This is a genomic window from Eubacteriales bacterium mix99, assembly GCA_038396605.1.
GTDB lineage: Bacteria > Bacillota > Clostridia > Caldicoprobacterales > DTU083 > UBA4874.
Map to the genome: position 1 here is coordinate 2,933,239 of CP121690.1, position 25,767 is coordinate 2,959,005.

21 protein-coding genes are annotated in these 25,767 nt (G+C 49.7%); 4 read left to right on the plus strand and 17 right to left on the minus strand.

Annotated elements, in window-relative coordinates; all coding sequences use genetic code 11:
* Nucleotides 1-61: 61 nt before the first annotated feature.
* The 17 genes from QBE55_13170 to QBE55_13250 all read right to left on the minus strand — a co-directional run bounded on the left by QBE55_13170 (nt 62) and on the right by QBE55_13250 (nt 17,020).
* Complete coding sequence (locus tag QBE55_13170) at nt 62-442, minus strand: small basic family protein (GenBank protein ID WZL78439.1); 381 nt, start codon at nt 440-442, stop codon at nt 62-64.
* Nucleotide 443: 1 nt separating this feature from the next.
* Nucleotides 444-1,190, minus strand: coding sequence for a DUF881 domain-containing protein (locus tag QBE55_13175; GenBank protein ID WZL78440.1), 747 nt, complete (start codon nt 1,188-1,190; stop codon nt 444-446).
* A gap of 17 nt (nt 1,191-1,207) precedes the next feature.
* Entirely contained in the window at nt 1,208-1,921 is a 714-nt protein-coding gene (locus tag QBE55_13180; GenBank protein ID WZL78441.1) for a DUF881 domain-containing protein, read from the minus strand.
* Between the two features lie 26 nt (nt 1,922-1,947).
* On the minus strand, nt 1,948-2,706 hold the full coding sequence (locus QBE55_13185) for a cell division protein FtsQ/DivIB (protein ID WZL78442.1): 759 nt from the start codon (nt 2,704-2,706) through the stop codon (nt 1,948-1,950).
* Between the two features lie 110 nt (nt 2,707-2,816).
* Complete coding sequence (murA, locus tag QBE55_13190; protein WZL78443.1) at nt 2,817-4,067, minus strand: UDP-N-acetylglucosamine 1-carboxyvinyltransferase; 1,251 nt, start codon at nt 4,065-4,067, stop codon at nt 2,817-2,819.
* Nucleotides 4,068-4,201: 134 nt separating this feature from the next.
* Nucleotides 4,202-5,293 (minus strand): stage V sporulation protein E, encoded by a 1,092-nt coding sequence (gene spoVE / locus QBE55_13195; protein WZL78444.1) that lies wholly within the window; start codon nt 5,291-5,293, stop codon nt 4,202-4,204.
* 4 nt (nt 5,294-5,297) lie between these two features.
* Nucleotides 5,298-6,671, minus strand: coding sequence for a UDP-N-acetylmuramoyl-L-alanine--D-glutamate ligase (gene murD, locus QBE55_13200; protein WZL78445.1), 1,374 nt, complete (start codon nt 6,669-6,671; stop codon nt 5,298-5,300).
* Between the two features lie 69 nt (nt 6,672-6,740).
* Nucleotides 6,741-7,736, minus strand: a complete 996-nt coding sequence (gene mraY, locus QBE55_13205; protein ID WZL78446.1) for a phospho-N-acetylmuramoyl-pentapeptide-transferase — start codon at nt 7,734-7,736, stop codon at nt 6,741-6,743.
* Nucleotides 7,733-9,145 (minus strand): UDP-N-acetylmuramoyl-tripeptide--D-alanyl-D-alanine ligase, encoded by a 1,413-nt coding sequence (murF, locus tag QBE55_13210; GenBank protein WZL78447.1) that lies wholly within the window; start codon nt 9,143-9,145, stop codon nt 7,733-7,735. Before murF ends, mraY begins: the two co-directional genes overlap by 4 nt.
* Nucleotides 9,145-10,596 (minus strand): UDP-N-acetylmuramoyl-L-alanyl-D-glutamate--2,6-diaminopimelate ligase, encoded by a 1,452-nt coding sequence (locus QBE55_13215; GenBank protein ID WZL78448.1) that lies wholly within the window; start codon nt 10,594-10,596, stop codon nt 9,145-9,147. The genes murF and QBE55_13215 overlap by 1 nt, the downstream gene beginning before the upstream one ends.
* Before the next feature lie 233 nt (nt 10,597-10,829).
* Nucleotides 10,830-12,974 carry a stage V sporulation protein D gene (locus QBE55_13220; protein WZL78449.1) on the minus strand — a complete coding sequence of 715 codons (2,145 nt, stop codon included), beginning with the start codon at nt 12,972-12,974 and terminating at the stop codon, nt 10,830-10,832.
* 36 nt (nt 12,975-13,010) lie between these two features.
* Complete coding sequence (locus QBE55_13225; protein ID WZL78450.1) at nt 13,011-13,493, minus strand: hypothetical protein; 483 nt, start codon at nt 13,491-13,493, stop codon at nt 13,011-13,013.
* A gap of 5 nt (nt 13,494-13,498) precedes the next feature.
* Nucleotides 13,499-14,461, minus strand: a complete 963-nt coding sequence (gene rsmH, locus QBE55_13230; protein WZL78451.1) for a 16S rRNA (cytosine(1402)-N(4))-methyltransferase RsmH — start codon at nt 14,459-14,461, stop codon at nt 13,499-13,501.
* Between the two features lie 22 nt (nt 14,462-14,483).
* Nucleotides 14,484-14,915, minus strand: coding sequence for a division/cell wall cluster transcriptional repressor MraZ (mraZ, locus tag QBE55_13235; GenBank protein WZL78452.1), 432 nt, complete (start codon nt 14,913-14,915; stop codon nt 14,484-14,486).
* A gap of 175 nt (nt 14,916-15,090) precedes the next feature.
* Entirely contained in the window at nt 15,091-15,783 is a 693-nt protein-coding gene (locus tag QBE55_13240) for a metallophosphoesterase (protein WZL78453.1), read from the minus strand.
* An 8-nt stretch (nt 15,784-15,791) separates the two neighbouring features.
* Nucleotides 15,792-16,448 (minus strand): nucleoside monophosphate kinase, encoded by a 657-nt coding sequence (locus tag QBE55_13245; protein WZL78454.1) that lies wholly within the window; start codon nt 16,446-16,448, stop codon nt 15,792-15,794.
* 110 nt (nt 16,449-16,558) lie between these two features.
* Entirely contained in the window at nt 16,559-17,020 is a 462-nt protein-coding gene (locus QBE55_13250; protein ID WZL78455.1) for a ribonuclease H-like YkuK family protein, read from the minus strand.
* Nucleotides 17,021-17,318: 298 nt separating this feature from the next.
* On the opposite strand from QBE55_13250, the gene QBE55_13255 reads away from it, so the two are divergent.
* From QBE55_13255 to QBE55_13270, 4 genes are all read left to right on the plus strand, one after another.
* Nucleotides 17,319-18,032 carry a helix-turn-helix transcriptional regulator gene (locus tag QBE55_13255; protein ID WZL78456.1) on the plus strand — a complete coding sequence of 238 codons (714 nt, stop codon included), beginning with the start codon at nt 17,319-17,321 and terminating at the stop codon, nt 18,030-18,032.
* A gap of 152 nt (nt 18,033-18,184) precedes the next feature.
* Entirely contained in the window at nt 18,185-22,087 is a 3,903-nt protein-coding gene (locus QBE55_13260) for an AAA domain-containing protein (protein WZL78457.1), read from the plus strand.
* 97 nt (nt 22,088-22,184) lie between these two features.
* The gene (gene ychF, locus QBE55_13265; protein WZL78458.1) at nt 22,185-23,279 is read left to right on the plus strand and encodes a redox-regulated ATPase YchF; all 1,095 of its coding nucleotides are present in this window, start codon (nt 22,185-22,187) and stop codon (nt 23,277-23,279) included.
* A gap of 105 nt (nt 23,280-23,384) precedes the next feature.
* Entirely contained in the window at nt 23,385-25,628 is a 2,244-nt protein-coding gene (locus tag QBE55_13270; GenBank protein WZL78459.1) for an LTA synthase family protein, read from the plus strand.
* Nucleotides 25,629-25,767: the final 139 nt, after the last annotated feature.

Below are 25,767 nucleotides of genomic sequence, written 5' to 3' on the forward strand. Positions count from 1 at the left end.
AACTTTCTACCCTGTAAATATATTACCATAAACAAAAGCAAATTAAAATATTTTTTTGCTTTTATTCACCCTTTGAATCTTCTTCCAGATCCGGCTGTTCCGGCTTTCCCCTCAGACTGATTAAAAAGTGCCGCCGGATCAGGGCAAAATTATTGAACATCCGATAACCGAAAACAAAGATGGCACAGAGATAAATCGGCACATCCAGCCGGTTTCCGATATAGGTCAGACCAGCCGCCAGGATTGCATTGCCGAAGAAGCCGGAGATGAACACATCGGCCTCAAACTGCTTGTCCAGATTGGCACGTATCCCGCCGAAAACCGAGTCCAGGGCAGCCAACACCGCAATGGACATATAGGAGGAATAAGCAACCGGCACCTGAACCGGCAGCAGCATTCCCAGCACAATTCCAACAAACACACCAACAACAGGCAGCCACATATCAATCACCTTCCTGAACCGCTTGCGCATACTTATAGTCCATATCCCCAAGATAGCGGGGAATTTTAATTTTACTCATCTTTCGGATCTGAACCTCCAGGCCCCAGGAATTCAGATTCTGATAAATACTGTCATCCCTTTGAAAGCTGGCCATCAGGGCATCAGGATCCCCGATGGCGCGGATCACGAAAGGAGGGGCAAACCGTCCATACTTTCCCACGTTTATGGTAGGCCCGCCGCAGCTGATCCTGGAATTTCCCATGATTCGGGTATCGTTTACAGCGATGGCTTCCGCTCCTGCTTCCCGCAATTCATTGATGACATTCAGCATATCACTGTCGTGGACAACATAATACCCCAGATAGGGATTGTCGGTCAAAATCGTGTCCCGCTTCCGGTCATTCAGGATAATTTCCACCCCCGGCCCTTCCACGGGTAGCAGTCCGGCCATCCACCTGGCATCCTGGGTCTCTTTTTTCATATGCTCAAGCTGACCATTGGTTTTCGCCGCGGAGTCTTCATATACCGCCAGCTTTTTTTCCCTTTGCGCAATCGTCTCATCCAGCTCAAGCTTCTTCTCTGTCAATCCGCCCTTTTGCCGCAGCATTTTTTCAACAGTCTGCAGGGATGTCACCCCTCCAATTTCCACATCCGGGCCCGGTTTTTGAAAAACCTGAATTGCGAAGAAGCCAAACAGGATACAGACGCATGTAATCAGCAGCATATTGTTATCCAATTTGATTTTCATCCCATCGCCCCATCTGTTTACTGTACCGGTTCGGCATAATCATATTGAAACACGCCATTGTATTTGGGAATCCGGATTTTCTCTTCCCTGTGTATTTTGATGTCCAGTTCTTCTCCCAAAGTATCCGTCACCCCTCCCAACAGCTTCAGGGAAGCCTCCAGCGTATCAGGATTGCCAATGGCCCGGATCTCAAAGGGAGCGGAATATCGATTGGTGTTGATCACTATATAATCCCCGGCATTGCGGATCTCCGTTGTGGAAAGAATCCTTTCCCCATTGACGGACAATGCCTCCGCTCCGGCTGCATTCAGTTCGTTGATCAGCATCAGCAGGTCCTCATGGTAAATATTCCGCACGATACCGGATTCTCCTCCGTTTTCCACCGGGATGACATTTACGGTTACCACAACGCCGGCACCTTCCAGATCCACCAGACCGGCAAGGATACGGGATCGCTCCAATTCCTTGTACATGGTATCGTTGATCTTTCCTTCATCCCTGGCAGCATTTTCGTATTCCGCAATTCGCTTTTCCAGATCCTCTATATATTTCCGCTGATCCACGATATCCTGATTCAGTTTCTGAACCTGGCTGGTAAGCTCCTGTGTCCTTTGAAGGGATACATCCCCACCGACGTTCTGAACATTTTTAAACTGCGTTGCCAACATCAGGCCAAGAATGATACTGACCAGCATCACCGCTATTTTTCCACCCAGTGTTTTCGTTTCCACCACCTCACTTATTCTCTGTCTGCTCCTTATTCCGCCGCATCCTGTCCACCTTCCGGACGATATACGGCTTTGTCCGGCACACGTACATCCAGTGTTCCTCCCTTTCCATTTTTAAGAACGCTCTGATACGCTTCCGATTTCAGCCATCCGAATTTCTTGTCCAGCTCCACGGCCTGACCGATCTGAACCTGAATTCCATCTTTGGTGGTCAGCACAATATTATCCGGATTTTCCAGTCCGATCCCTTTCAGCATCCCGCCGACCTTCCATTTATCCATCTCTCCCAGCAGACGCAGAAGAATCTTCTCCCTGTAGCTCTCATGCTCTCCCGTCGAGAGCAGACTTCCCCTGGTAAGACTGGTAACAGGAACTCCTTCCACCACCGGATAGGGCTCATCGTCCTGCTGCTTTACAATATTCAGAACAAAGCCGCTTCCATCGATGATAATATGAGAGCTTAAATAAGGGATGACCGCAACCGGGACCCGTTCCCGAACCACAAGGACCACCTCGGCAGGAAGTCGGAAAGAGATGGACTGCACCACAGGAAAGGGGGGATTGTTCTCCATTCGCTTCTTTACCTTTGCCTTGCTGATTTTAAAAATATTGTCTCCGCGGGATATTCCGGACAGGTTTATTATAACATCTTCGCTGAGGGTACCACCGGATATCACCGTGATCTTTTTCACCTGAAATACCCCGGCGCCCAAAAGAACGATTGCTGTCAGGCAAAGAAGCAAAACCAGAAAAAGTATAATCCCTTTGCTTGTCCCATTCCGTCCCATAAATAATCCCTCACAACAGAAAACTGTTTCTTTCTTTTTGGATTCCTTCCATAGGATTGATTCTACTGCAAAAAGTGGCGGAGGGCTTTTGCAGTGGAATCAAAACTATTTCAGATCCGCTCGATATCCGCGCCGATATCCCGAAGGCATCCATCCAGATTTTCATATCCGCGTTCCACATGGTGGATTTGATCCACGACGGTTTCCCCGTTCGCTCTCAGCCCGGCCATGACCAGCGCCGCACCTCCGCGGAGATCTCCGGCACGGACTTCTGCGCCCTTCAGAGCGGGCACTCCCTGAATAACGGCAACATTGCCTTCTGTCCGGATATTGGCTCCCATTCGGATCAGTTCGGGAACATGCCGGAACCGGTTCTCAAAGATATTTTCCTTGATGATGCTGGTCCCTTTGGCAACAGACAGGACACTCATGAGCAGAGCCTGCATATCCGTCGGAAATCCCGGATAAGGATAGGTTTTGGTGTTCTCAATGGCGCAAAGGCGCTGGGGAGCCACTATCTTAACAGAATCCTGGAAGGAGGTAATCCTGCACCCGGTTTCCCTCAGTTTTGTCATAATGGATTGAATATGTTCCACGTTTACATTACGGACAACGAGTTCACTTCCCGTGACGGCAGCTGCCACAAGATAAGTCCCTGCCACGATCCGGTCCGGAATGACGGTATATTCCGTCCCGTGAAAATGCTCCACACCTTCAATTCTAATGGTGTTGCTCCCTGCTCCGCATATTTTTCCTCCTGTACTGTTTATGAAATTCGCAAGGTCCATGATCTCAGGTTCCTTGGCTGCATTCCGTATCACAGTCTGTCCTTTGGCGCGGGTGGCGGCCAGCATAATATTCTCCGTGGCTCCCACACTGGGATAATCCAGATGGATATCAGCCCCTGCCAGATTCGTCGCTTCACATATCAGATAGCCGTGTTCTTCCCGGATCACGACGCCCAACTGTTTCAGGCCATGCAGATGCAGGTTGATCGGACGCTGCCCGATGTCGCATCCTCCCGGATAAGTGATAACCGCTTTTTTCATTCTGGCAAGTACTGCGCCCAGCATCACGATGGAGGACCGGATTTCCCGGACATACCGGTCCGGAATCGTCCAGCTGTCCACCTCGGAAGGATCCACAATCAATGTATTGCCCTCTCTTTTTATCCGGCATCCTATGGAGCTCAATATCAGCAGCATGGTCTCCACATCCACAAGGCTGGGAAAATCATGCAGGATAACAGGCTGATCCGCCAATATGACCGCTGCCAGAATCGGAAGAATAGCATTCTTTGCGCCGATCACCCGGATTTCTCCCTCCAGCTTTTTTCCGCCTCGAATTCTGTATTGATCCATTCAAGTTCCACCTCTTTCTTGGTTCTCATCCATATCGCACTTGGGATTTTAAAACAAATCCTGGTTCAATATCATGATATGCATGGAAAATTGAGGTGTTACAATCCTGGTTTCCCGCGCCGGCGGAAGGCATCTCATGCAGCATTGCAATGCCTGGAAATATTCAGAAGCACGCCTATGCTGGTCATGAACATCGCCAGGGAGGAACCGCCGTAACTGATAAACGGAAGAGGTAATCCGGTCGGAGGCATGGATGCGGTCACAACCGCAATATTGATGACCACCTGTATGGTGATCATGGAAATAATACCAGCGGCCAGCATGCTTCCAAACATGTCCGGAGCGGTCAGGGCAACCCGGATTCCTCGCCAGATCAGAATCAGAAACAGCAGGATCAGTACAACGGCCCCCAGAAAACCCAGTTCTTCCCCATAGATGGCAAAGATAAAGTCCGTTTCCGGGTAAGGAAGATACAGAAGTTTTTGCCGGCTCCTGGCAAGTCCCAGCCCAAACAGGCCTCCGGAACCAAGGGAGTACAGGGATTGAATCAGCTGCCATCCGTTTCCCAGCGGATCGCCCCACGGATCACGAAAGGCAAGAAGCCGGTTTTTCCGATATCCCTCCGCCATGGTCAGTGCCACAGCACCTGCCGCCCCGGCAGCCAGCAGCCCTCCCATGTGCCACAGATTCGCCCCGCTGACAAACAGCATGACAAAAGTCAGAAGCAGAATGCTGCCTGCCGTACTCAGGTTCGGCTGGAGCAGGATCAGCGCAAATACCACACCGGCGACGGCAAGGATGGGAAACATCCCCTTGAAAAAGTATTTCATTTTTCCCTTGCGTCTGGAAACAGCATCCGCAATATAAAATATCATGGCAAACTTGGCCACTTCCGCCGGCTGAATGGTAAAGCTCCCGATTCCCAGCCATCTCTTGGCATGGTTCCTTTCCTGTCCGACGAGCAAAACAGCAACCAACAGGAGAATGCTGATGATCAGAAACAGTTTCGAGTATTTCTGCAGTCTCGAGTAGTCAATCCGGGAAGCAAGAAACATTCCCGCAAACCCGATCATTGCCCACAGGCACTGGCGCTTGAAAAAATAAAAGCTGTCCCCCCATCTCTGGGTAGCGTAATAAAAGCTTGCACTGAACACCATGACAATCCCTATGGCAACCAATATGACAGTTGTTAAAAGAATCGGAAAATCAATGGGCTTTTTGCTCATCCTGTTACCTCCCCAATGTTCGGACAGCCTCCTTGAAGATCCTGCCTCTCTCTTCGTAATCCCGGAACATGTCCCAGCTGGCGCATGCCGGGGATAACAGTACATTGTATCCGGAAGAGGAAAGTGCAAAGGATTTCTCCACTGCTTCCTGAATGGAATCCACCCTGTAAATATTCTGAAATCCCTTTTTTCTGGCAGTCTCTGCTATCATACCCGCTGTTTCTCCCAGTAAGACCAAAGCTTTTATCTTATCATCAAAGGCATCCACAAAGTCGGAAAAGCCGCTTTTCTTATCCATGCCCCCGGCAATCAGAACTGTGGGACCGGACATGGCTTCAATGGCCTTGATGGAAGAATCCGGATTGGTCCCTTTGGAATCGTTGTAAAAGGTAACCCCCCGGATGGTGGCCACTTTTTCAATCCGGTGCTCCACCCCCGGAAATTTCTTCAGAACCCCAGCAAGGACTGCGGACTCCACCCCTGCAATGCCTGCAGCCAAAACAGCTGCCAGCGCATTTTCCAGGTTGTGGGCGCCGGGAATGGCAAGTTCCCCTGTCCTGCAGATCCGCACCGGACCTTTTCCAATGTCCATCATGATCCAGCCGTTTTCCACCCATGCCCCTCCGGGCAGGATCCTTTTCCGGCTGAAATGGAAAACATGTGCTTCGGTATCCGGTTCCAGACGGGACAGGATATCATTATCTCTGTTTAAAATCACATATCCCCCGCTGTCCTGGTTTTCAAAAATACGCGATTTTGCGGCAATATAATTTTCCATGGTTTTGTGCCGGTTTAAATGATCTTCCGTTATATTAAGCAGGACAGATATTGCCGGTTTGAACCGATCAATGGTTTCCAGCTGAAAGCTGCTGACTTCGGCTACAACCACATCGTCCGCTCTTGTTTTTTCCGCCACTTCCGTAAAGGGAACTCCGATATTGCCGACCACATAAGTGGTTTTCCCGGCTGCCTTCAGCATCTCCCCCAACAGCGTCGTTGTCGTGGTTTTCCCATTGGTACCGGTTATTGCAATAATCGGAGCCTTGTTGTATCGATATGCAAGCTCCACCTCGCTTATGACCGGAATTCCCAGATCCAGCGCTTTTTTCACAAAGGAAGAATCCACCGGAATTCCCGGGCTGATCACAATTCCATCCACCTGACTGACCAGATCGTCCGGATTTTTTCCAAAAAAGAACCGACAGCCGGTATCCTGCCGGAGCTCCTTCGCCGCTTCGGGAATTTCCTGTTGCGTTTTGGTATCGCTGACAAGGACCCTGGCTCCCGATCGATCCAACAGTTTTGCTGCAGACACGCCGCTCCGGGCCAGTCCTGCAACCAATATTGCCTTTCCTTTCACGTTATCCGCGAAATCCATACTACCTCTCCTTCCAGATACCCGTTTCAAACAGGCACGGGCCTCCTGTTGCGAACATCGTCCCGTTCCCTAAAGACTCATTAAGGCAACCAGACACAGGATTGCTGTCGCAATCATAAACATGGCAACCACTCTGGTCTCCGGCATACCTGACAACTCAAAATGATGATGCAGGGGTGCCATTTTGAAAACCCGTTTTCCTCTCAGCTTGAAGGAAACCACCTGAATAATATCGGAAAGGGCCTCGACCATATAAATCCCGCCGATTATAGGAAGCCAGAGAGGAATCCGGAGCAGAACGGAAAGGGCCGCAACAGCGCCTCCCAATGCAAGGGATCCCGTATCCCCCATAAAAACCTGTGCGGGATGGGCATTATAACGTAAAAATCCCAGGCAGCCGCCGGTCAGCGCCGCAGAAAAGATCAGCAGTTCCCCGTAGTTTTCTGCCAGATAGGCGATATGCCGGGTCCGGTCCATCTGACAGACAGAAAGCAAAATAATATTCAGCGTGGCAGAAACAATCAGCGTTACGCCGGAACACAGTCCATCCAGCCCATCGGTCAGATTGACGCTGTTTACCGTACCGATAATAATAAACACAGTGACGGGAATATAAAAGATTCCAAGATCCCATTCCTTCCCCACAAAGGGCAGGATGACGCTGCTGCCGATATATTCATTGGTATAGGCATAATACGCCAGTGCCACAGACAGAACCAGCTGTCCGATGATTTTCTGATAGGCACGCAGTCCGAGGGAGCGGCTTTTCACGATTCCGATATAATCATCCAGAAAACCAATCAGCCCAAAACCGACCGTGGACAGAACGGCAAAAAAAACAAAGTCCCGGTTTCCCCTGGTCAGAATCAGGCTGATGACTATCAACGGAATCTGGAACAGCAATCCTCCCATGGTAGGCGTTCCCGTTTTGGCTAAATGACTTTTCGGCCCGTCCTCCCTCACCGTTTGCCGGAACTTCAGTTTCTTCAGCCAGGGAATCAGAAGTATGCCCATCAAAAGCGTGGCAAGAAAGGCAAGTATCACAACCATCGCAAAATACTTCATCCGAAAAAATCTCCTCCTTTCAGATATGCCACGATTTCCTCCATTTTCATGGCCCGGGATCCCTTGATCAGAATGCGGTCCCCGCCGGACAATCCATCCTTCATCCACCGGATGACTCCCCGGTTTTCCGGAAAATGATAAATGGACTGCGCCGGCATTCCTGCTTCTTTTGCCCCATCCGCAATCCAGGAGCTGTAGTTTCCCTTCGTAATCAGTATATCCGTGCCATATTCGGCCACCATTTCACCGATCTGCCGGTGTGCCCTTTCGGAATAATCACCCAGCTCCATCATATCCCCCAGAACAGCAATTTTCCGTCCGCCCGCCATATTCCGCAGCAGCTCCATGGCAGCATGGACCGAATCCGGACTTGCGTTATAAACATCATCTATTATTTTAATATCGGCATCTCGTCCGATATTCTCTATATGCAAACGCATTTGTCCCCCGGTATGCTTCAGAAGGCCGCTGCATATTTGGTCCATTCCAATGCCAAGGGACCTTCCGACTGCAATCGCCGCAAGGCTGTTGAGTACATTATGTCTTCCGGGTACCCTCAGCCGGACCGGAAACCTTGCCCCGTCTGCAACCAGAGTGTATTCCATCCCGGATTCCCCTGCCGGACGCAGCCCCTCCGCCCGGTAGTCCGCACCCGGTCCGGTTCCAAACCGCACCAGCGAAAAAGGTGCTTTCCTTTCTTCCATCCGATTCCCTTCCTGATGCAGCAAATCGTTGTCATCGTTGAGCACTGCGGTACAGCCCGCCTGGAATCGTTCCAAGATTTCCAGCTTTGCCTTCAGTATATTCTCCCGGCTCCCGAGCTTTTCAATATGGGAAATGCCGATATTGGTCAGAACCGCAATCCGTGGAGGGGCAATGCCGGCCAGGCGCCGGATTTCGCCGAATCCGCTCATTCCCATCTCCAGTACGGCAACCTGATGACAGGGCTCCAGACGAAACAGGGTCAGCGGCAGTCCAATGGCATTGTTGAAGTTTCCCTGCGTACTTAGGACACAGTATTGTTCGGACAGAACACAGGCAATCATATCCCTGGTGCTGGTCTTCCCGGTACTTCCGGTGACTGCCACAACAGGGATACGCATGGATTTCAGATACCATGCAGCCAGTTCCTGCAGGGAAGTCAGGGTATTCTCACAATATATGGTGGATATGCCATCCGGTAAAGGATTCCGAAGATCCTGCGTCAAAACTGCGGCAGCACCCTTTTGAACCGCCTGCGGCAGGAATTTATGCCCGTCAAACCGTTCCCCGATCAGGGGAACAAACAGATCACCGGGCCGCATGGTCCGTGTATCCGTGGATACGCCGGTAATCCCAGGCGCCTTCCCTTTCCGTATCAGCCTTCCATGTGCCGCAGTTGCTGTCTCCTCAATGGACAAAGGTCTCATCAGACTTTCTCCTTTCCCAGGAACTCCGCAACGATTTCCTTTTCATCAAAATGATAGGTCCGGCCTTTGACCAGCTGATAGGTCTCATGACCTTTTCCGGCCAGGAGGATGACATCGCCTTTCCCTGCGGTTTTCAACGCATATTGGATGGCCTCCCTGCGATTCTCAATCACTTCAAAGGCGCAGTCCGTCTTTCGCAAGCCGGGGAGAATTTCGTTAATGATTGCCATGGGGGCCTCATCCCGTGGATTATCCGTCGTTACGATGCAAAAGTCAGAGTATTTGCCTGCGATCTCTCCCATCATTGGCCGCTTTGCCCGTTCCCGGTTCCCGCCGCATCCAAATAAGGTAATCATTCTTCCTTTTGTCAGATCCCCGGCTGTCTTCAGGATATTTTCCAGGCCGTCCGGAGTATGGGCGTAGTCCAGAATAACGGAATAATCAGTGCCGGTATCCAGAAGCTCAAACCTGCCCGGAACCCCCCGCATGGATTCCAGACCGCTGCGGATATCGGAAAGGGAAATTCCCGCCGCATAGCAGGCAGAAGCTGCGGCAAGGGCATTGTATACACTGAACAAACCGGGAATGTGCAGGTTGATTCCGATGCTGGCACCCAGAATATGCAGATGAAAGGACACCCCCTCCGCTGTGATTTCAATATCCCGCGCAAAAATATCAGCAGGCTGATGGATGCCGTAGGTGAACACCTTGCCTTTCAGGCCTTCCAGAATCATCCGTCCGTTCTCATCATCCACATTGATCGCAGCAAGACGGCTCTGCTGAAATAATTTGGCCTTCGCATTGCGGTAATTTTCCATCGTGCCATGAAAGTCCAGATGATCCTCGGTAAGATTGGTGAACACTCCGACTTCATAATTACAACCTGCCACACGTTCCAAAGCCAGGGAATGGGAAGAGACTTCCATAACGGCCGCTTCCACCCCTTCCCGGGACATATCGCCCAACAGTTTCTGCAAATCCGGCGATTCCGGCGTCGTTCGCTGCGACGGGATCTTCCGGTTTCCGATAATGTTGGTAATGGTCCCGATCAGTCCCACCTTTTTCCCGGATTCCTCCAGGATGGATTTGATCATATAGGTAGTGGTTGTTTTCCCATTGGTACCTGTTACGCCAAATAATATCATATCCTTTGACGGGTTTCCATGGAAAACGGCGGAAATCAGGCCCATGGCCCTGCGGGTATCTTCCACAAATACCCTGGTGATTCCCTCCGGAAGCGGAATATCCCTGTGGAGCAGCACCGCCACGGCCCCTTTTTCGACTGCCGCTGCAGCATATTTATGCCCGTCTGTCCGATAACCTTCTATACAAAAAAACAAGGACCCGGAGGTCGCCTGTCTCGAATCGTAAGTAATTGCATTGATATCAATGTCCAGGGATCCTTCTGCATGAAGAACTTCTGTATCTCTCAACATTTCCCTCAGTTGCATTCCAATTCCTCCCAGCCGCCACCCTTATTCAGGCAGCCTGTTTCTTTTGTAAGTATATACGAAAATATTACCATTTATACCCTCTCTGCCCCTTCCTGAATCCCCGGAGTCCTCCGTATCCTCCGCACCGGAAGGCCCCTGTCCCGGATGGCCGGCAGCAAACCGTTCAGCGCTCATTCGGAAGATCCCCGGCCGGATGGCCGGTTAACCGGCGAGTCCCGGCCGGTATCCTCCTATTTCGGCGGTTCAAAGGACACCGTCACCACTGTATCCGGCGCAACCACGGTATCCGCAGGTGGATCCTGACGAACCGATATGCCGGAGCCCTCAATCTGAAGCCTGAGACCAGCTGAAGTCAGGATATTGTTTACTTCCCGTACGGATTTCTTGGTAACATCCGGGACAGCAACCTGTTCGCCTTCTCCCTCCGCGGAGCCGGATCCGTTTCCGGTATACAGCAGCACCGTGGTATCGACCAGTACTTCCGCTTCCGGCAGCGGCATCTGTTTCGTAACTTTCGTGCCGGAAGACTCCGCCAGATAATCCAGCCCGGCTTCATGCAGCACCCGGGCCGCTTCCGTCAGGGACTTGCCGGTTACGTTTGGTACGGTGACTTTCCGGGTTTCCTTCCTGGTGTCTTCATCAAATACCGGCTTCACTCCAAGATACTTCAACGTGTCCTCCAGAATGGATTTCACATAAGGCGCAGCCACCACACTGCCAAAATCCACTGCAACCTTCGGCTCATCCACCATGAAAAGGACAATTACCTGGGGATCATCCGCCGGTGCGAATCCGATAAAGGAAGAAATCACTGCCCCCTGCTTGATCCCGCCGCCGGGACTGTATTTCTGGGCAGTTCCGGTTTTGCCTCCGACCCGATAACCCGGGATATACGCTTTCTTTCCGCTGCCCTCGCTCACCACGCTCTGCAGCACTTCCCGCATGATTTGCGATGTTTCGGGGGAAATCACCTGGCGAACTTTTACGGGATCGATTTCCTCATGGGATTTTTTGTTCCCGTCATCAAAGTCCAGCGCCCGGACCAGTCTTGGCTGCATCAGGGACCCGCCGTTGATCACAGCCGATACTGCATTGATCAGCTGAAGCGGCGTTACCGCAATGGCCTGACCGAACCCCATACGTGCCAGGTCCACATTCTTGACCGATGCCTGGTTCATAATCACGCCGCTTTCCTCACCGGCAATGTCCACACCGGTCCGGCTGCCAAAACCAAAAGCATGAATATAATCATAGAACCGATCCACTCCCAGCCCCAAAGCCATATCCATAAAAGCCGGATTGCAGGAATGCTGAACGACTTCAAAAAAAGTCTGCTGTCCATGGCCTCCCACCTTCCAGCATTTGATCCTCTGGCCATCCACAATCCGGTATCCGGGATCAAAAAAGGTGGAATTTTTTGTTACAACTCCTTCCTCCAGGGCAGAAGCTGCCGTAACAATCTTAAACGTCGAGCCGGGATCCATATTGTCCTTGACGGCAATATTCTTTACATAATCCTCCATAGCTTTATAGCCGAGCTTCCGGGGCGGATCGTTGGAATCAAAATTCGGGCGGTTGGCCATGCCAAGAATGTCCCCTGTTTTGGGGTCCATTACAATGGCATAGATCTTGCTGGCCTGATAATTATCCATTGCATCCGAAACAGCTTTTTCGGTAAAATACTGAATGGTCTGATCAATGGTAAGAATCAGATTCCATCCGTCTATGGGAGGAACGAGCCGCTCCACATTATCCGAAGTTTCCTTTCCCTTTGCGTCCGTTTCCATCACGATCCGCCCGGGAACCCCTTTCAGGTATTTATCATAATACAATTCCAGGCCTTCCTGCCCTTTCAGGCCTTCGCCCGGATCCGCATATTTCATGGTAAATCCCAGGACATGGGAAGCCAGATCTCCGTTGGGATAATACCGTTTCGGCTCCTCCGTGAAGTAAACGCCCTTGATACTCAGTTTACGGATCTTCACCGATTCTTCCCGGCTCAGCTGGCGCTTGATCCAAACTTCAGACTTCTTTTTGTCTGCAAGCTTTTTATAGAGTTCCTCCCCATCCATCTGCAAAATGGCAGCCAGCTTCTCCGAAGCATCCTTCGGATCCTCCAGCTGCCCGGGACGCACCGCAATGCTGTCTGCACTGGCACTCTGTGCCAGAACAACCTTATTCCGGTCATATATAATGCCTCTCTTAGGATAAACATCCAAAGTCCTGGTCCACTGATCCATTGCTTTTTCCTGAAGTTCATTCCCCCAAGCCAATTGAATATAGCCGGTTCGGATAATCAGTGCAAAAAGGATCAGCATAGTCACCAGCAAAAATATCAGAAGCCTTTTTCGATTTGTCACTGCAGGCGCTGACATCGTTCATTCCCCCTTCCGGAAAGCAGGAAACAAGTGCTAGTTGGATAATCCCAGAAGACGATTCCAGATGCTTTTCCCCGGTCGGCCTGTTTTTTCGGCATCCACATGTTTCTCCTGCTTTCCGGGTTCCTTTGGAAGTTCCACATATTGAACCTGACCGCTTTCCGGATACTGCATGTTTAAGTCTGCAGTTGCCTTGAATTCAATGTTGTTCAGGTCCTCACCGCCGGCAAGTTCCACCTTCAGCCTGTCCTGCTGACTGTATACCTTGTCAAGGGAATCTTCCAATTCCGCAATACGGTCATGGTAATTCATAATCAAAGTGTAACGAAAAACAGCAAAGCAAGCGACAGCAAAACAAACCAAAACCATTCCGATGGTCAGGATCTTGTTCCGGATACTGCGCTCCGGATAAACCCTCCTGCCGGATTGTCTTTTCGGTGCCGGCTCCTCCTTTCGGGACGGTTCCGGAATCGGCTCCATCTCTTCAAGGTATCCGTATTTCTCTGCTACTACCATTTTATTCAGCCTCCCTGCTGTTTATGAGTTCCGCAATTCTGTTGAAGCTTCTGACATACCCGAAGCTTTGCACTGCGGGATCGGGGATTTGTTTCCAATTCCACATCATTTGGAATAATCGGCTTTTTTGTCAAAATCTTTACTTCCGGAATTCTCCCGCAAGTGCAGATGGGGGCATCCGGCGGGCAAATACAGGGATCCTGCAGATTTCGAAAGGTTCTTTTTACAATCCGATCCTCCAGCGAATGAAAGGTTATGATACAAAGACGTCCGCCCGGCTTCAGAATACTCACGGCATTTCGGATCCCGTCTTCCAGAAGACTCAGCTCCTGGTTCACTTCAATCCGGATTGCCTGGAACGTCCGCCTGGCTGGATGAGGCCCCTTTCGTCTGGCGGAAGCCGGTATGGCTTTCTTAATTACCTTTACCAGCTCCCCGGTGGTGGCAATGGGGCGGTTTTCCACAATAAACCGGGCGATCCGTTTCGCCCAGCGCTCTTCCCCGTATTCCCGGATGACCCTGGCCAGCTCTGCTTCCGGATACCCGTTCACCAGTTCATAGGCACTGAACTCCTGCGTGGTATCCATCCGCATATCCAGACGGACATCCTCCCTGTAGGAGAATCCTCTCTTCACAGCATCCAACTGATAGGAAGAGACCCCAAGATCCATCAGCATACCATCTGCAGCAGGGATACCAAGGTCTGACATTATTTCCCTTATTTCAATATAATTGCCATGCACCGGTGAAAGAAAAGGCCCGTAATCCTTCAGCCTTTCAGAAACCGCCAGGATTGCCTCCGGATCCCGATCCACTCCGATCAGTCTGCCGCCGGGAACAATCCGCTTCAATATCTCTATGGAATGTCCTCCGCCGCCGATGGTGCCGTCCACATATATTCCGCCGGGGGCAGGGTTCAGGTATTTCAATGTCTCCTGCAGCAATACAGGGGTATGATGAAATTCCATAACCGCATTCTCCTTCCCCTGATCAGATACCCAGTTCTGCCATATGTTCCACAATTTTGTCCTGGCTCAGACTGGATTCATTGTTGTAGGCATCCCATGCATCCCTGTCCCAGATTTCGACCCGGGTGGAGACGCCGATAATGGCCAGTTCCTTATTCAAATCGGCATGCTGTCTCAGATTGGCCGGAATCAGGATCCTCCCCTGCTTATCCACCCCGCATTCCGCGGCGCCGGCAAAGAAAAAACGGATAAAGGCCCGTGCATCCTTGCTGGTAAGGGGCAGGGTACGCAGCTTTTTCTCCAGATTGCTCCATTCCCCGTTGGGGTAAACAAACAAGCAATGATCCAGTCCTTTCGTTACCACAAACTTCTCGCCCAGTTCCTCCCGAAACTTTGCAGGCAGGATGACTCTTCCCTTTGGATCGATCGTATGTTGATATTCCCCAATGAACAAGCCGCCTCACCCACTTCCCTGTCTCCGTCATGGAAGATGCCCATCCACCACTTTACTCCACTTTGTACCACTCTACTCTATTATTCTATATGGCTTCCTGAATTCCTCCCACATTCAAAAAGTTTCATAAAAAAAGAGTGCACAGAATTCATCCCGTTGCACTCCAATACTGTGGTCAAGCGATTCTCTTCAGGCGGAAACCGATATGGTCGCAGGATACCAGGTGGTACCGGGTACCCTTGTATTCTCCTTCAAAAGCGTCTCTCGTTCCTTCTCCATGCAGATGCCCGTATACCACATGGGAAAGCTGATACTGTTCCAGAATCCTCACAGCATCCGTAATCCTGCCTCCCTCGCCAAAGGGAGGATAATGAAGCAGGACAATCCGGCTGTCCGCGGACCGGTTCGCATGATCCAGGGATAGTTTCAGCCGTTGAAGCTCTCTTTTATATATCTTGGTATCGTGTTCTCCGAAATCCTTTGTGCCGGGATGGATCCAGCCCCTTGTGCCGCAGTAGGCAATGCCGTCCAACAGAAAGCTGTCATTCTGCAGGACGTGCATGGAGGGAGGCAAAATGCTCCGTACCCTGGACAGGGAAGACCACCAGTAATCGTGGTTCCCACGGATCAGAACCTTTTCCCCCGGAAGTCTGCCGATGCTCAAAAGGTCCGGCCTTGCTTCCTCCAGCCGCATGGCCCAGCTGATATCTCCCGGGATCAGAACGATATCCTTCGGTCCGACCCGTTTTCTCCAGTCTTCCTGTATCCTGTCCCAATGATGAATCCACTGGCTCCCAAAAACATCCATGGGTTTGTTGACCGCTCCGGAAAGATGAAGATCCCCGATTGCAAAAACGCAGCGTTTCATACTGCGCCTTACAGAATGCCTTTCTGCTTCATTTGTTCCATTATCCCGTCATTGATCTCCTGCGGTGTTTTGGAAACATCCTGAACCAGAAAATGGATATAGGCTGTCTCATGGTTATGGTAATAATCCTGAAGCGGTGCGGTCTTGCCTTTGTATTCCTCCAGCCGCTTCCGGATGGTTTCCCTGTTGTCGTCCTCCCTCCGGATCAGGGGGACATGGCAGTCCGGACATTCCTCCAGATGCTGGCTTTCATGAAATACCCGCTTGCAGTTGGGACAGATTTGCCTGCCCAGAATACGGAAAAAAAGAACTTCCGGTACAACGTCCAGTTCTATGATCAAATCCACCGGGCGGCCCATGCCGGCCAGGATTTCATCCAGTGCCTCCGCCTGGGCAATCGTTCTGGGATACCCGTCAAAAATCACTCCGTTCTGGAACTCCGGCTTACAAATTCCATCCGCCACTGCTTTGTTTACCACATCATCCGAGACCAGCTTTCCTTCCCTGATCACCTGTAACTCCGGATACAACGGGTGAGTCGGATGGTTCAGTATTTCACGGAACAAATCCCCTGTGGACAATTGTTTTACATGCAGACGCCTTGCCAGAAGACTCCCCTGCGTTCCTTTGCCTGATCCGGGCGGACCCAGCAGTATGATATTCATAATACTCCTCCTCGTCTTTCCTGATTCTGCAGAAATATGACTTAGGCTGTCAAATCATGGCCTTTATTCTACTAAATCCACTGCCGTTTGGCAAATCATATTTTCCGGTTTTATTTGGAATACTTATCCGCTATACTGGAGGCGGCATAGGAATCCGGCTTGATTTTACAATCAAACCCACAGGATTTGACCCAACCGACAATCTCAGGGATCATCTTCGAAGATGGTCCTTCATAACCGGCATCCACATGAATATCAATGTCGCAATTCATTCCCGCATCTGTCAGGTCATCCGACAGTTTCCGGGCCATTTCAAGACTGATGCCGGTCTCAAACAAAATCTTCTGCTCGATGTTGGAAATCTTTTTGGTCCGCCTTATATCATAGAAGAAAATTCCACCTCTTCCGATCCGCCAGACCGCTACCACCAATACGACCTTGGTAATATCAAAATTCTGGGAATCCGTACCGACGGTAATGCGGACCGGGTTGCCCCTGCCTTCCTCGATATATTTCCTGATCAGGCTGCACATCCTGCCGTAACTGACTTCTCCATATGTGATACTCTTCATATGCCCTCCCTCCTCTCCGCAACGATGCGATAAACTGTCGCTGTCTGAAGTTTCCATCTCACAATCATAGAACGTTCCTTCCCATTATACAATAGGACTGTGGGAGCATGCACTGTTATTTTATACTTTTAATGGATTTATTACTCTATTCATACAAATACCGGAAAAATACAACGTCAGCAAAAAACGACCGGCCTGGCAGGAATGGATTGCCCCATATGAATTGAAAAGAAGATGACATCCTGTTAAAATAGGGACAGCACAATACCAATAGGAAATATATGAAAAGGGGATTCATATGAACCGTTTAGGACAAAAAGTAAAGGAAGCCCGGATCAAAAAAGGCTGGACGCCCAAGGCACTGGCAAAGAAAGCCGGGATATCCGAATCGTACCTTCTTGAAGCGGAAGATGGTAAAAAAATCATGAATGAAAATCTGGTCCATCGGATTTCCAAAATACTAAAAGTAAATTTGAATGAAGGCGGGGACATTTATGCCTCTGCGCAGGAAACCGGAAATAAAGAGCCGGCAGGCGCTGTCCGCAGGGAATCGGAAAACGCTCCGTTCCCGGCAAGGCATGCCCATATCCCGGCACAAGCCACCGCTCCACAGTGGGAACAGGCTTTCTCCACGGTCCTGAAAGATGTGCAGGTATACACGCAGGATCTTTCCGGGGTACTCTGCCAGAAAAAGCTGGTCATTCAGGACAACAAGGTGGAAGGCATTCCTATGGACAGGGCATTTTTCGTCCGGATCGAACAGGAAACCGATCTGGATCGTCCGAAGCTTCGAAAAGGCGACCTGGTCCTCGTGCAGAAAACCGGCGCCATTGATACTGCCGGAGTCTATATCGCTCGCTTTCGGAACCGGGTACGTATCGGGGAAATCAAGCCCCTTGGCGGCGGTCTTATGCTGCTGGGCTCCCGCGGTGGCACCCGGGAAGCGGAAACCGTCAATGCCCGGGATCTCTCCGTAATTGGAAAGTGCATGAAAGCAGAGATTTCTTTCTAACGTTTCCGCAGACTGGCTGTTCCATCGGAAAACAGACAGAATACTACCAATTACAAAAACTATTTTTAGGAGATTTACCAATTTTCATGAAGGATCCCTCGGAGTATAATAAGAATTAATTATTATCTTTTATCCACTCATGGAGAGGAGTTTTGACAGAATTGAAGTTGTTGTGCGAAAAGGATGGATTATATGAAGATCTGGATGGGGTGCTGGACATTCTCACCCGGCGGGATCGTTCCTCCCGGCCTCCGGCATTTTTGTGGAGCCGGGTTTCCGATACCGTTCACCGGGAGCTGCTGTATCGGATTGCATCCGAACTGAACCTGCCGAATCCCAGACTGATCCCTTCCAAGGCTCTGGAAAAGCACTCTTTTTCCTTTCTCAACGGGGCTTCCCTCAATGGTTTGTATTCCTATTACAAGACAGGTATGCCACGCAAACCGGGAGTCCATATCATTGCGGGCATCTGCAACAAGCTGGACATTCCGCAGGTATCGAAGGAGGACTGGCTGAATTTTATCCGGAACAACAATCTGTTTTCCTGGGGAAATGTTCCCAATCCCATCAAACGTGAGATATTATGCAGGGCAGCATCTGAGCTGGGCTACCCCCATCCGATTTTCCTGAACAACGATGACTTTTCCAGACGTTTTCACTTTCTTGGCAATAAATCACTAACCGGTCTATATACCTATTATCGAAATCGATACGATGGTGCACGGGGCATCATTATCCGGAAAATGTGTGAGGCCCTGGATCTTACGCCGTCCAAAGAGGTTTGGATTGCTTATATCACCAGTCCGGACACCAATATTTTCTGGGATATCATTCCGGAAGAAATCATTCGGTGGATCCTGTATGATGCAGCAGAACAACTCGGTTACTCCAATCCCAGGATGTTTTCCATTGAGGACCTTAAAGTGGGTCTCGGCGAATTGAACGGAATGTCCCTTTACAGTTTTGCATCCCGTTATTTTGCCAAAGACAAACACGGGGCAAGGAACATTGATTTTATCTGTGATCAGTTTCATATTCCCCATCTGACTCTGAAGGACTGGTTTTCCATGATATCTCATCAGAGAAATTTCAGATGGGATCTGATTCCCAATCCGTATCTGAAATGCATTTTATGGAGAAAGGCCGGGGAAGCCGGCAAAGAACACCCCCGTATGCTGAAATACGAAGATATGGCGGAACCCTGCCGCTTTCTGAACAATAAAACGCTCATCAGCCTGTACAATCATCACCGTCCGGGAGCAAAAAAGGCAAATCGGGATACCCTTCAATATATCTGCAGCCTGGCAGGCATCCCTGCCATGAATGCCGTACAATGGATCCGGGTTCTGAGTCAGCCGGATTCCAAGACTTCGTGGGACAGGATACCGGCGGATGTCACAAGGTACATTCTGTACCGGGCTGCGAAGGAACTTCATTTGCAGAATCCGAGGCGGTTGGATTACCGGGACCTTTGCACCGCCCGCTTTGATTTCCTGGGCGGCAAGACACTGTCCGGACTGTATACCCATTATCACGAAAAGCAGGGGGACCATGGAGGAGCCCTTGTCCAGAGCCTTTGTGATGATCTCGGTATTCCGGCCCTGTCCAATGCCGAATGGATCCGGATGATTGCAGATTCCTCCATCTGTCATTGGGAAAATGTTCCTGTCAAGGTGCAAAGGGAAATCCTGTACCGGGCTGCTTCCAAAATGGGTCTCCGGCATCCCCGGCTCATGGGAACCAGGGAATTTGATTCGGTTCCCCTGTCGTTTCTGAACGGCAAAACCCTGAGCGGCCTGTATTACCACTATGCTGCCAGAATAAAGGGGAGAAACAACCGGATCAATGAGTTTGTCTTTGATCAGCTGAGCATCCCCAAAATGGAGATCCATCCCAAAACAGGCCGTCTGAATACGCTGGACAACAGCACACAGACCAGGTACTTTGACAGTCTGGCCAACCGGAAGGATTTTGTAAACGAATATCTGAAGCGATTCCCTTTTACGGACCTGCTGAGAAAGTATACAGCCATCCGCAAAGCCAGGGAGGCAGGAATTTACCGAAAAGGACTGATCACCGTTCTGGCTCCCATGAGTCCCGGGGAGTATATGGATTTTCTGTACGAGATCGTGAAAAACGTACCCAGGGACGAGCTGGGCATACGAAAAAGGAAAAATGGAAATTACAGCCTTCCGAAATCCGAGTTGTATCAATTGGCGGGAATAAAGGAAAAGCCGGAGATACCCAATCGGATCCATTTTGCCGATCCCGGCGGAATATCCCTTCCGGATCGGGAATCCATCCTGCAAAGCCTGTCGGTTTACAGGGAAATCCTGAACATCAAGATAAGAATGTTCCATCTTGTGCCCTGCCGGTTTCTGGTGCTTTACGAAGGTTCCTGCATCTGTCAGGTAAAGGTTCCGCTGAACCCGGGGGATGTCATCACGGACAATCTGGACAATGAATACGAAGTGTCCGAATGCCGCGAGAAAAAAACAGAAGATGGATATATTCTGGATCTGAAACCGTTTCCGGAGCAGGAAGAAAGTGCTTATGCGGACATGCATTCCCTTTCCTGGGACTCCAATGACAGCATCCTGTATGATTACCTGAGTGAGCTGCAGACGGAAGTGGAAAACGACACCCTGGATCCTCTGCTTTCCGTGGCGCTGGGACTGAAAAAGGAAGGACATCTGACATCCGATTCCTTGGTACAGCTGCCGGACGACGCGTTTTACAACAAAACCCTTCCGGAGAATGAAACTCAGAGGCAGGCGGTACAGCTCAGCCTGAGTCTGGATGAAGAAATCAACCCCCTGGCAATTATCCACGGGCCTCCAGGTACCGGCAAAACCACTCTGATTGAGGAAATTGCCCTCCAGTCCTATGAAAGGGGGGAAAATATTCTGATACTGGCCAAGACCAATGTGGCAGTGGATAATATTCTGGAAAAGCTTTACAAGGACCGGGTGCCGATTATGCGGACAGGAAACCATATTGAGAAAAAATCTTCCCTTTCCTATGCACCGGTCTTCTCCACTTCAAATGCACAGTATCGGGATGCCATAGGAGATGCAAACTGCATCACCCTCGGTACACCGATGGGTTTCTACCTGGATCGGAACAAAAGGGATACGTCCTTTGATCTGCTTATCATTGATGAAGCTTCCCAGATGGACATTCCGGAGACTCTGTTCAGTCTTGGAATGGCAAAAAAATGTATTATCATCGGCGACCATCTGCAGATCCCCCCCTTTCCCATCCAAAACGAGGTTCTGCTGGAGTACGATCCGGATATCAATCTGGAGAAGCGGGAGAAACTGCAGCGGAGTCTGTTTGAGAAGCTGATTACGGAAAGGGGACAGTATCATACCCTGTTTCTGGATGTCAACTACCGGACAGAAAATCCCCATATGATTTCCTTTATTTCAGATCTGATCTATGACGGAAGATTGTGTCCCAACCATAATTCCGTTTATTATTCGGTTCCGAAGCAGAAGCGGGAAGGGCTGTTCCCCGGGCAGACCATCGAAGTCGTCGATACTTCCGGAATTGCTGATATCCAGGCCCGGCAGGAAACAGAGCAGGACTCCACCTATTATAACCTTTCCGAAGCAATGCTTTCCGTCAGTAAAGTACTCGATCTGTTGAAGGAAGGCGAGAAGCTGTCTGATATCTGTATCATTACACCATATAAAGCCCATGCGGAAAAGCTGAAAGAAGTCTTTCTGCAGCATGAGAAATCCTTTCGGAATCCGGAAGGCCTGCATCGCTTTATTGAAAAAAGCATCTATACCATAGACTCTTTCCAGGGCCGCGAACAGCGCAATATTATCATCAATTGGGTCCGCAGCAACTATGGGCTGCCCGGGATGCCGACACGAACCGGCTTCCTGAAAGATTACCGAAGGGTGAACGTAGCCCTCTCCCGGGCAAAAAGGAAACTGATCCTCATCGGCGATTATGAAACCCTGACCCAATCGGAGAATCCAAGAGTCCGGCATATTTTCACCCAGATCAAGCAAATCAGGGCCAAACAAAAGATCGTACTGTAGCAGTTACGATCTTTTTTACCCCGATTTCCCGGTTGCCCCTGTCCGATAAATGGTATATAATTGAATTCAGAGCAAGGAAACTGGAGGAAACAATGTAATGAAGCTTGGAATCATAGGATTACCAAATGTAGGAAAGAGCACTTTGTTCAATGCAATCACAAAAGCCGGAGCAGAAGCAGCCAATTACCCGTTTTGCACCATAGAGCCCAATATTGGCATGGTAGCTGTTCCGGACGAACGTCTTGACAAGCTGACAGAAATGTACCATCCGGAGAAGACCACACCAACGGTGATCGAATTTGTCGATATTGCCGGCCTGGTTCACGGTGCCAGCCGCGGAGAAGGACTGGGAAACAAGTTTTTGTCCCAGATCCGGGAAGTGGACGCCATCGTTCACGTTGTCCGCTGCTTTGAGGATGAAAATATTGTACATGTAGAGGACAGCATTGACCCGGTCCGGGATATGGAAACCATCAACCTGGAACTCATTTTCTCCGATCTGGAAAGCCTGGAGAAGCGGATGGACAAAGCCCGCAAATTGCAGAAGGCAGACAAAAGATATCGGATTGAGCTGGATTTGATGGAGAGAATAAGGGACAACCTGGAGAAAGGAATTCCTTCCCGCAATCTCTCCTTTACCGAAGAAGAATCCCGTTTGGTGGATCAGATGTTTCTGCTGACTTCCAAGCCGGTGATCTATGCCGCCAATATCGCTGAAGAGGAGATCGGGAAAAGTCCGGAGGACTTGCCCATGGTAAAGTCGGTAACGGATCAGGCGGAGAAGGAAAATGCAGAAGTACTGATTATCTGTGCCAAAATAGAAGAGGAAATTGCACAACTGGAACCGAATGAGAAAAATGCCTTCCTGCAGGAGCTCGGGATTCCGGAATCCGGTCTGGATCGGTTGGTAAGACATTGCTATCGTCTTCTCGGCCTGATCAGTTTTTTAACGGCCGGGCCAAAGGAAGTCCGTGCCTGGACCATAAAGAGCGGGACCAAAGCACCGCAGGCAGCAGGCAAGATCCATTCCGACTTTGAAAAGGGGTTTATCCGGGCAGAAATCGTACCATACGGTACCCTGATCCGTCTGGGCTCCTGCCAGGCTGCCAGGGAAAGCGGGCTGGTGCGTTCAGAAGGAAAGGATTATATCATGAAAGACGGAGATGTTGTTCTGTTCCGATTTAATGTGTGAATTGCATGATATTGACTTGCCCATATTCATATTCTATAATACCCTATATAATGTATCAAGTAGAAGTATGGATCAGTAATATTTGTTGGGAGTGAACAGAAGACTATGAAACAGGAAACTTTGAAACAAAATATTGTCCGGATTTATCATAAATATTTTGGATTCTATATGCTGGCAATTTTCCTGACCTGGATCAAGACCTATATGAGCTATCATCTGGAATTTTCCCTGGGTGTAAAGGGCTGGCTGCAGCATCTTATTCTGCTGATCAATCCGATTGCCTTCACCCTTTTGCTTTTTTCGCTTTGTCTGTTTACCGGCAATCCGAAACGGGGTCATAAAGCCCTTATCCTTCTTTATTTTTTAAATACCCTGCTGCTTTACGCCAATATCCTCTATTACCGGGAATTCTCGGACTTTCTGACCTTAAGTACGATTATTACCTCCAGGAGTATTTCCGGCAAGCGGTCCATGGGATCCTTCCTGTCCGCCATACCACCGCTTATGAAGTGGCATGATATTCTATATTGGATCGATGTCGTGTTCCTGATTGTCCTGCTGAAGAAGAAATCGCCTCTTGTTTCTGTGGATCAAAGGGTTTTCTGCAACAAGAGAAATGGATGGAAGGCTTTGGCCCTTTCCCTTGTTATCTTCCTGATGAATCTGTGCCTTGCTGAAATCAGCCGTCCGGAATTGCTGACCAGGACCTTCGATCGGAACTATATTGTAAAATATCTTGGCATCAATGGGTTTACTGCCTATGACAGCATCCAGACGGTAAAAACAGAGCGATCCACGGAGACTCCCGACAATCAGGACGTCATGGAAACGGTCAATTATACCGCCAACCGTTATACGAAGCCTAACCCGGAGACTTTTGGAATTGCAAAGGGACGTAATGTATTCGTCATCCATATGGAAAGCATCCAGCAGTTCTTAATCGACTTCAGGCTTTCTGGTGAAGACGGAAAGGAATACGAGGTTCTTCCCTTTCTGAATCAACTGTGTCACAGCAAGGACACCTTCTCTTTTCCCAATCTCTTTACTCAGATTGGCCAGGGCAAAAGCAGTGATGCGGAGCTGATGGCGGAAACGTCCCTGTTTGGTGTATCCGAAGGTTCTGCATTCATACAAAACGCTAACAATACGTATTATGCCCTGCCAAAGATCCTGAAGGATAAGGAAGGTTATACCAGCGCAGTGTTTCATGGCAATAACGGTTCCTTCTGGAACCGGAACGATATGTACCGGAGCTTTGGCTATGACTACTTCTTTGATGCCGGTGATTTTATCCTGACAAAGGAAAATTCCGCAGAATACGGGCTGAAGGATAAGCTGTTCTTTCAGCAGTCCGCAAAGTATCTGGAGCAGCTGCAGCAGCCGTTTTACAGTAAATTTATCACCCTTTCCAATCATTTCCCGTTTCCATATGACGAGAAAAACAGCATTCCAAAGGGCAATACAAAGGATGAGGCAGTCAATGGCTACTTTTCCACAGCAAACTATGCGGATCAGGCATTGGAGGAATTTTTCAACTATCTGAAGGAGAGCCATATCTATGAAAATTCCATATTTATACTGTATGGCGATCATTATGGCATTTCCGGCACCAGAAACAAGGCTTTGGCGCCTTTGCTGGGGCGGGATCCGGAAACCTGGGGGGCGTTTGACAACATGCAGATGAAGCGGGTGCCCCTGATTATTCATATTCCCGGATATCAAAAAGGAGCGGAAGTGAATACCTATGGGGGCCAGATCGATATTCTTCCTACGCTGCTTCATCTTCTTGGCGTGGATACCAAATCCTTCGTGATGATGGGACAGGATTTACTGTCTCCGGAAAGAAAGCAAATTGTCCCCTTCCGGAACGGAGATCTGATCACGCCGGACTATTCCATGATCGGGGAAAATCTCTATTATAACAACACCGGAGAACCGGTACCGGAGACCAATACCTATACGTATGATAAAGCAGCAATGATAAAAAATGAAATGTCAAAGCTGCTTAAAACTTCCGATCATGTGTTGGAAACCAACCTTCTGGACTATTACCGGCCACAGGGGATGACGCCGGTCAATCCAGCGGCCTATGACTATTCAACGTCTGTGGAGCGATTGACCGGGCAGGCGGAGAAAGCGGGAGATCAGGATACCTCGTATTTCCATAAAAACGGCAATGTATCCACTGCTCCCCTGTATCAGACAGATGCTCCGCAGTCCGAAGAAAAATCCACGGAGGAAGCCAGGAAAAAGGCGGAGACGGAGGAAAAATCTGACGATGGAAATAAATCGGATACCATTTCAGGAACCGACCCGCTGGACGGATCCGGATCAGGAAGCTCCGAATGAAACAGCTGGTTGCCGGTGAAAAAGAACTTGCTGAGCGGAGAAACAAAAAAAGAGATTGAAAAAGGAGACAGGATGGAGTCCTTTCATAATCCATGCCTGTCTCCTTTTTATTGACGTATCATAATCATACTACTCCCCT

Coding starts and splice junctions, on each gene's coding strand:
- QBE55_13240 (WZL78453.1), bottom strand. CDS start 15,783: ATGAAACGCTGCGTTTTTGCAATCGGGGATCTTCATCTTTCCGGAGCG.
- rsmH (WZL78451.1), bottom strand. CDS start 14,461: ATGGAATTTCATCATACCCCTGTATTGCTGCAGGAGACATTGAAATAC.
- QBE55_13220 (WZL78449.1), bottom strand. CDS start 12,974: ATGTCAGCGCCTGCAGTGACAAATCGAAAAAGGCTTCTGATATTTTTG.
- murD (WZL78445.1), bottom strand. CDS start 6,671: ATGGATTTCGCGGATAACGTGAAAGGAAAGGCAATATTGGTTGCAGGA.
- QBE55_13185 (WZL78442.1), bottom strand. CDS start 2,706: ATGGGACGGAATGGGACAAGCAAAGGGATTATACTTTTTCTGGTTTTG.
- QBE55_13250 (WZL78455.1), bottom strand. CDS start 17,020: ATGAAGAGTATCACATATGGAGAAGTCAGTTACGGCAGGATGTGCAGC.
- ychF (WZL78458.1), top strand. CDS start 22,185: ATGAAGCTTGGAATCATAGGATTACCAAATGTAGGAAAGAGCACTTTG.
- QBE55_13270 (WZL78459.1), top strand. CDS start 23,385: ATGAAACAGGAAACTTTGAAACAAAATATTGTCCGGATTTATCATAAA.
- QBE55_13225 (WZL78450.1), bottom strand. CDS start 13,493: ATGGTAGTAGCAGAGAAATACGGATACCTTGAAGAGATGGAGCCGATT.
- spoVE (WZL78444.1), bottom strand. CDS start 5,293: ATGAGCAAAAAGCCCATTGATTTTCCGATTCTTTTAACAACTGTCATA.
- QBE55_13175 (WZL78440.1), bottom strand. CDS start 1,190: ATGAAAATCAAATTGGATAACAATATGCTGCTGATTACATGCGTCTGT.
- murA (WZL78443.1), bottom strand. CDS start 4,067: ATGGATCAATACAGAATTCGAGGCGGAAAAAAGCTGGAGGGAGAAATC.
- mraY (WZL78446.1), bottom strand. CDS start 7,736: ATGAAGTATTTTGCGATGGTTGTGATACTTGCCTTTCTTGCCACGCTT.
- QBE55_13245 (WZL78454.1), bottom strand. CDS start 16,448: ATGAATATCATACTGCTGGGTCCGCCCGGATCAGGCAAAGGAACGCAG.
- QBE55_13255 (WZL78456.1), top strand. CDS start 17,319: ATGAACCGTTTAGGACAAAAAGTAAAGGAAGCCCGGATCAAAAAAGGC.
- QBE55_13170 (WZL78439.1), bottom strand. CDS start 442: ATGTGGCTGCCTGTTGTTGGTGTGTTTGTTGGAATTGTGCTGGGAATG.
- QBE55_13215 (WZL78448.1), bottom strand. CDS start 10,596: ATGCAACTGAGGGAAATGTTGAGAGATACAGAAGTTCTTCATGCAGAA.
- murF (WZL78447.1), bottom strand. CDS start 9,145: ATGAGACCTTTGTCCATTGAGGAGACAGCAACTGCGGCACATGGAAGG.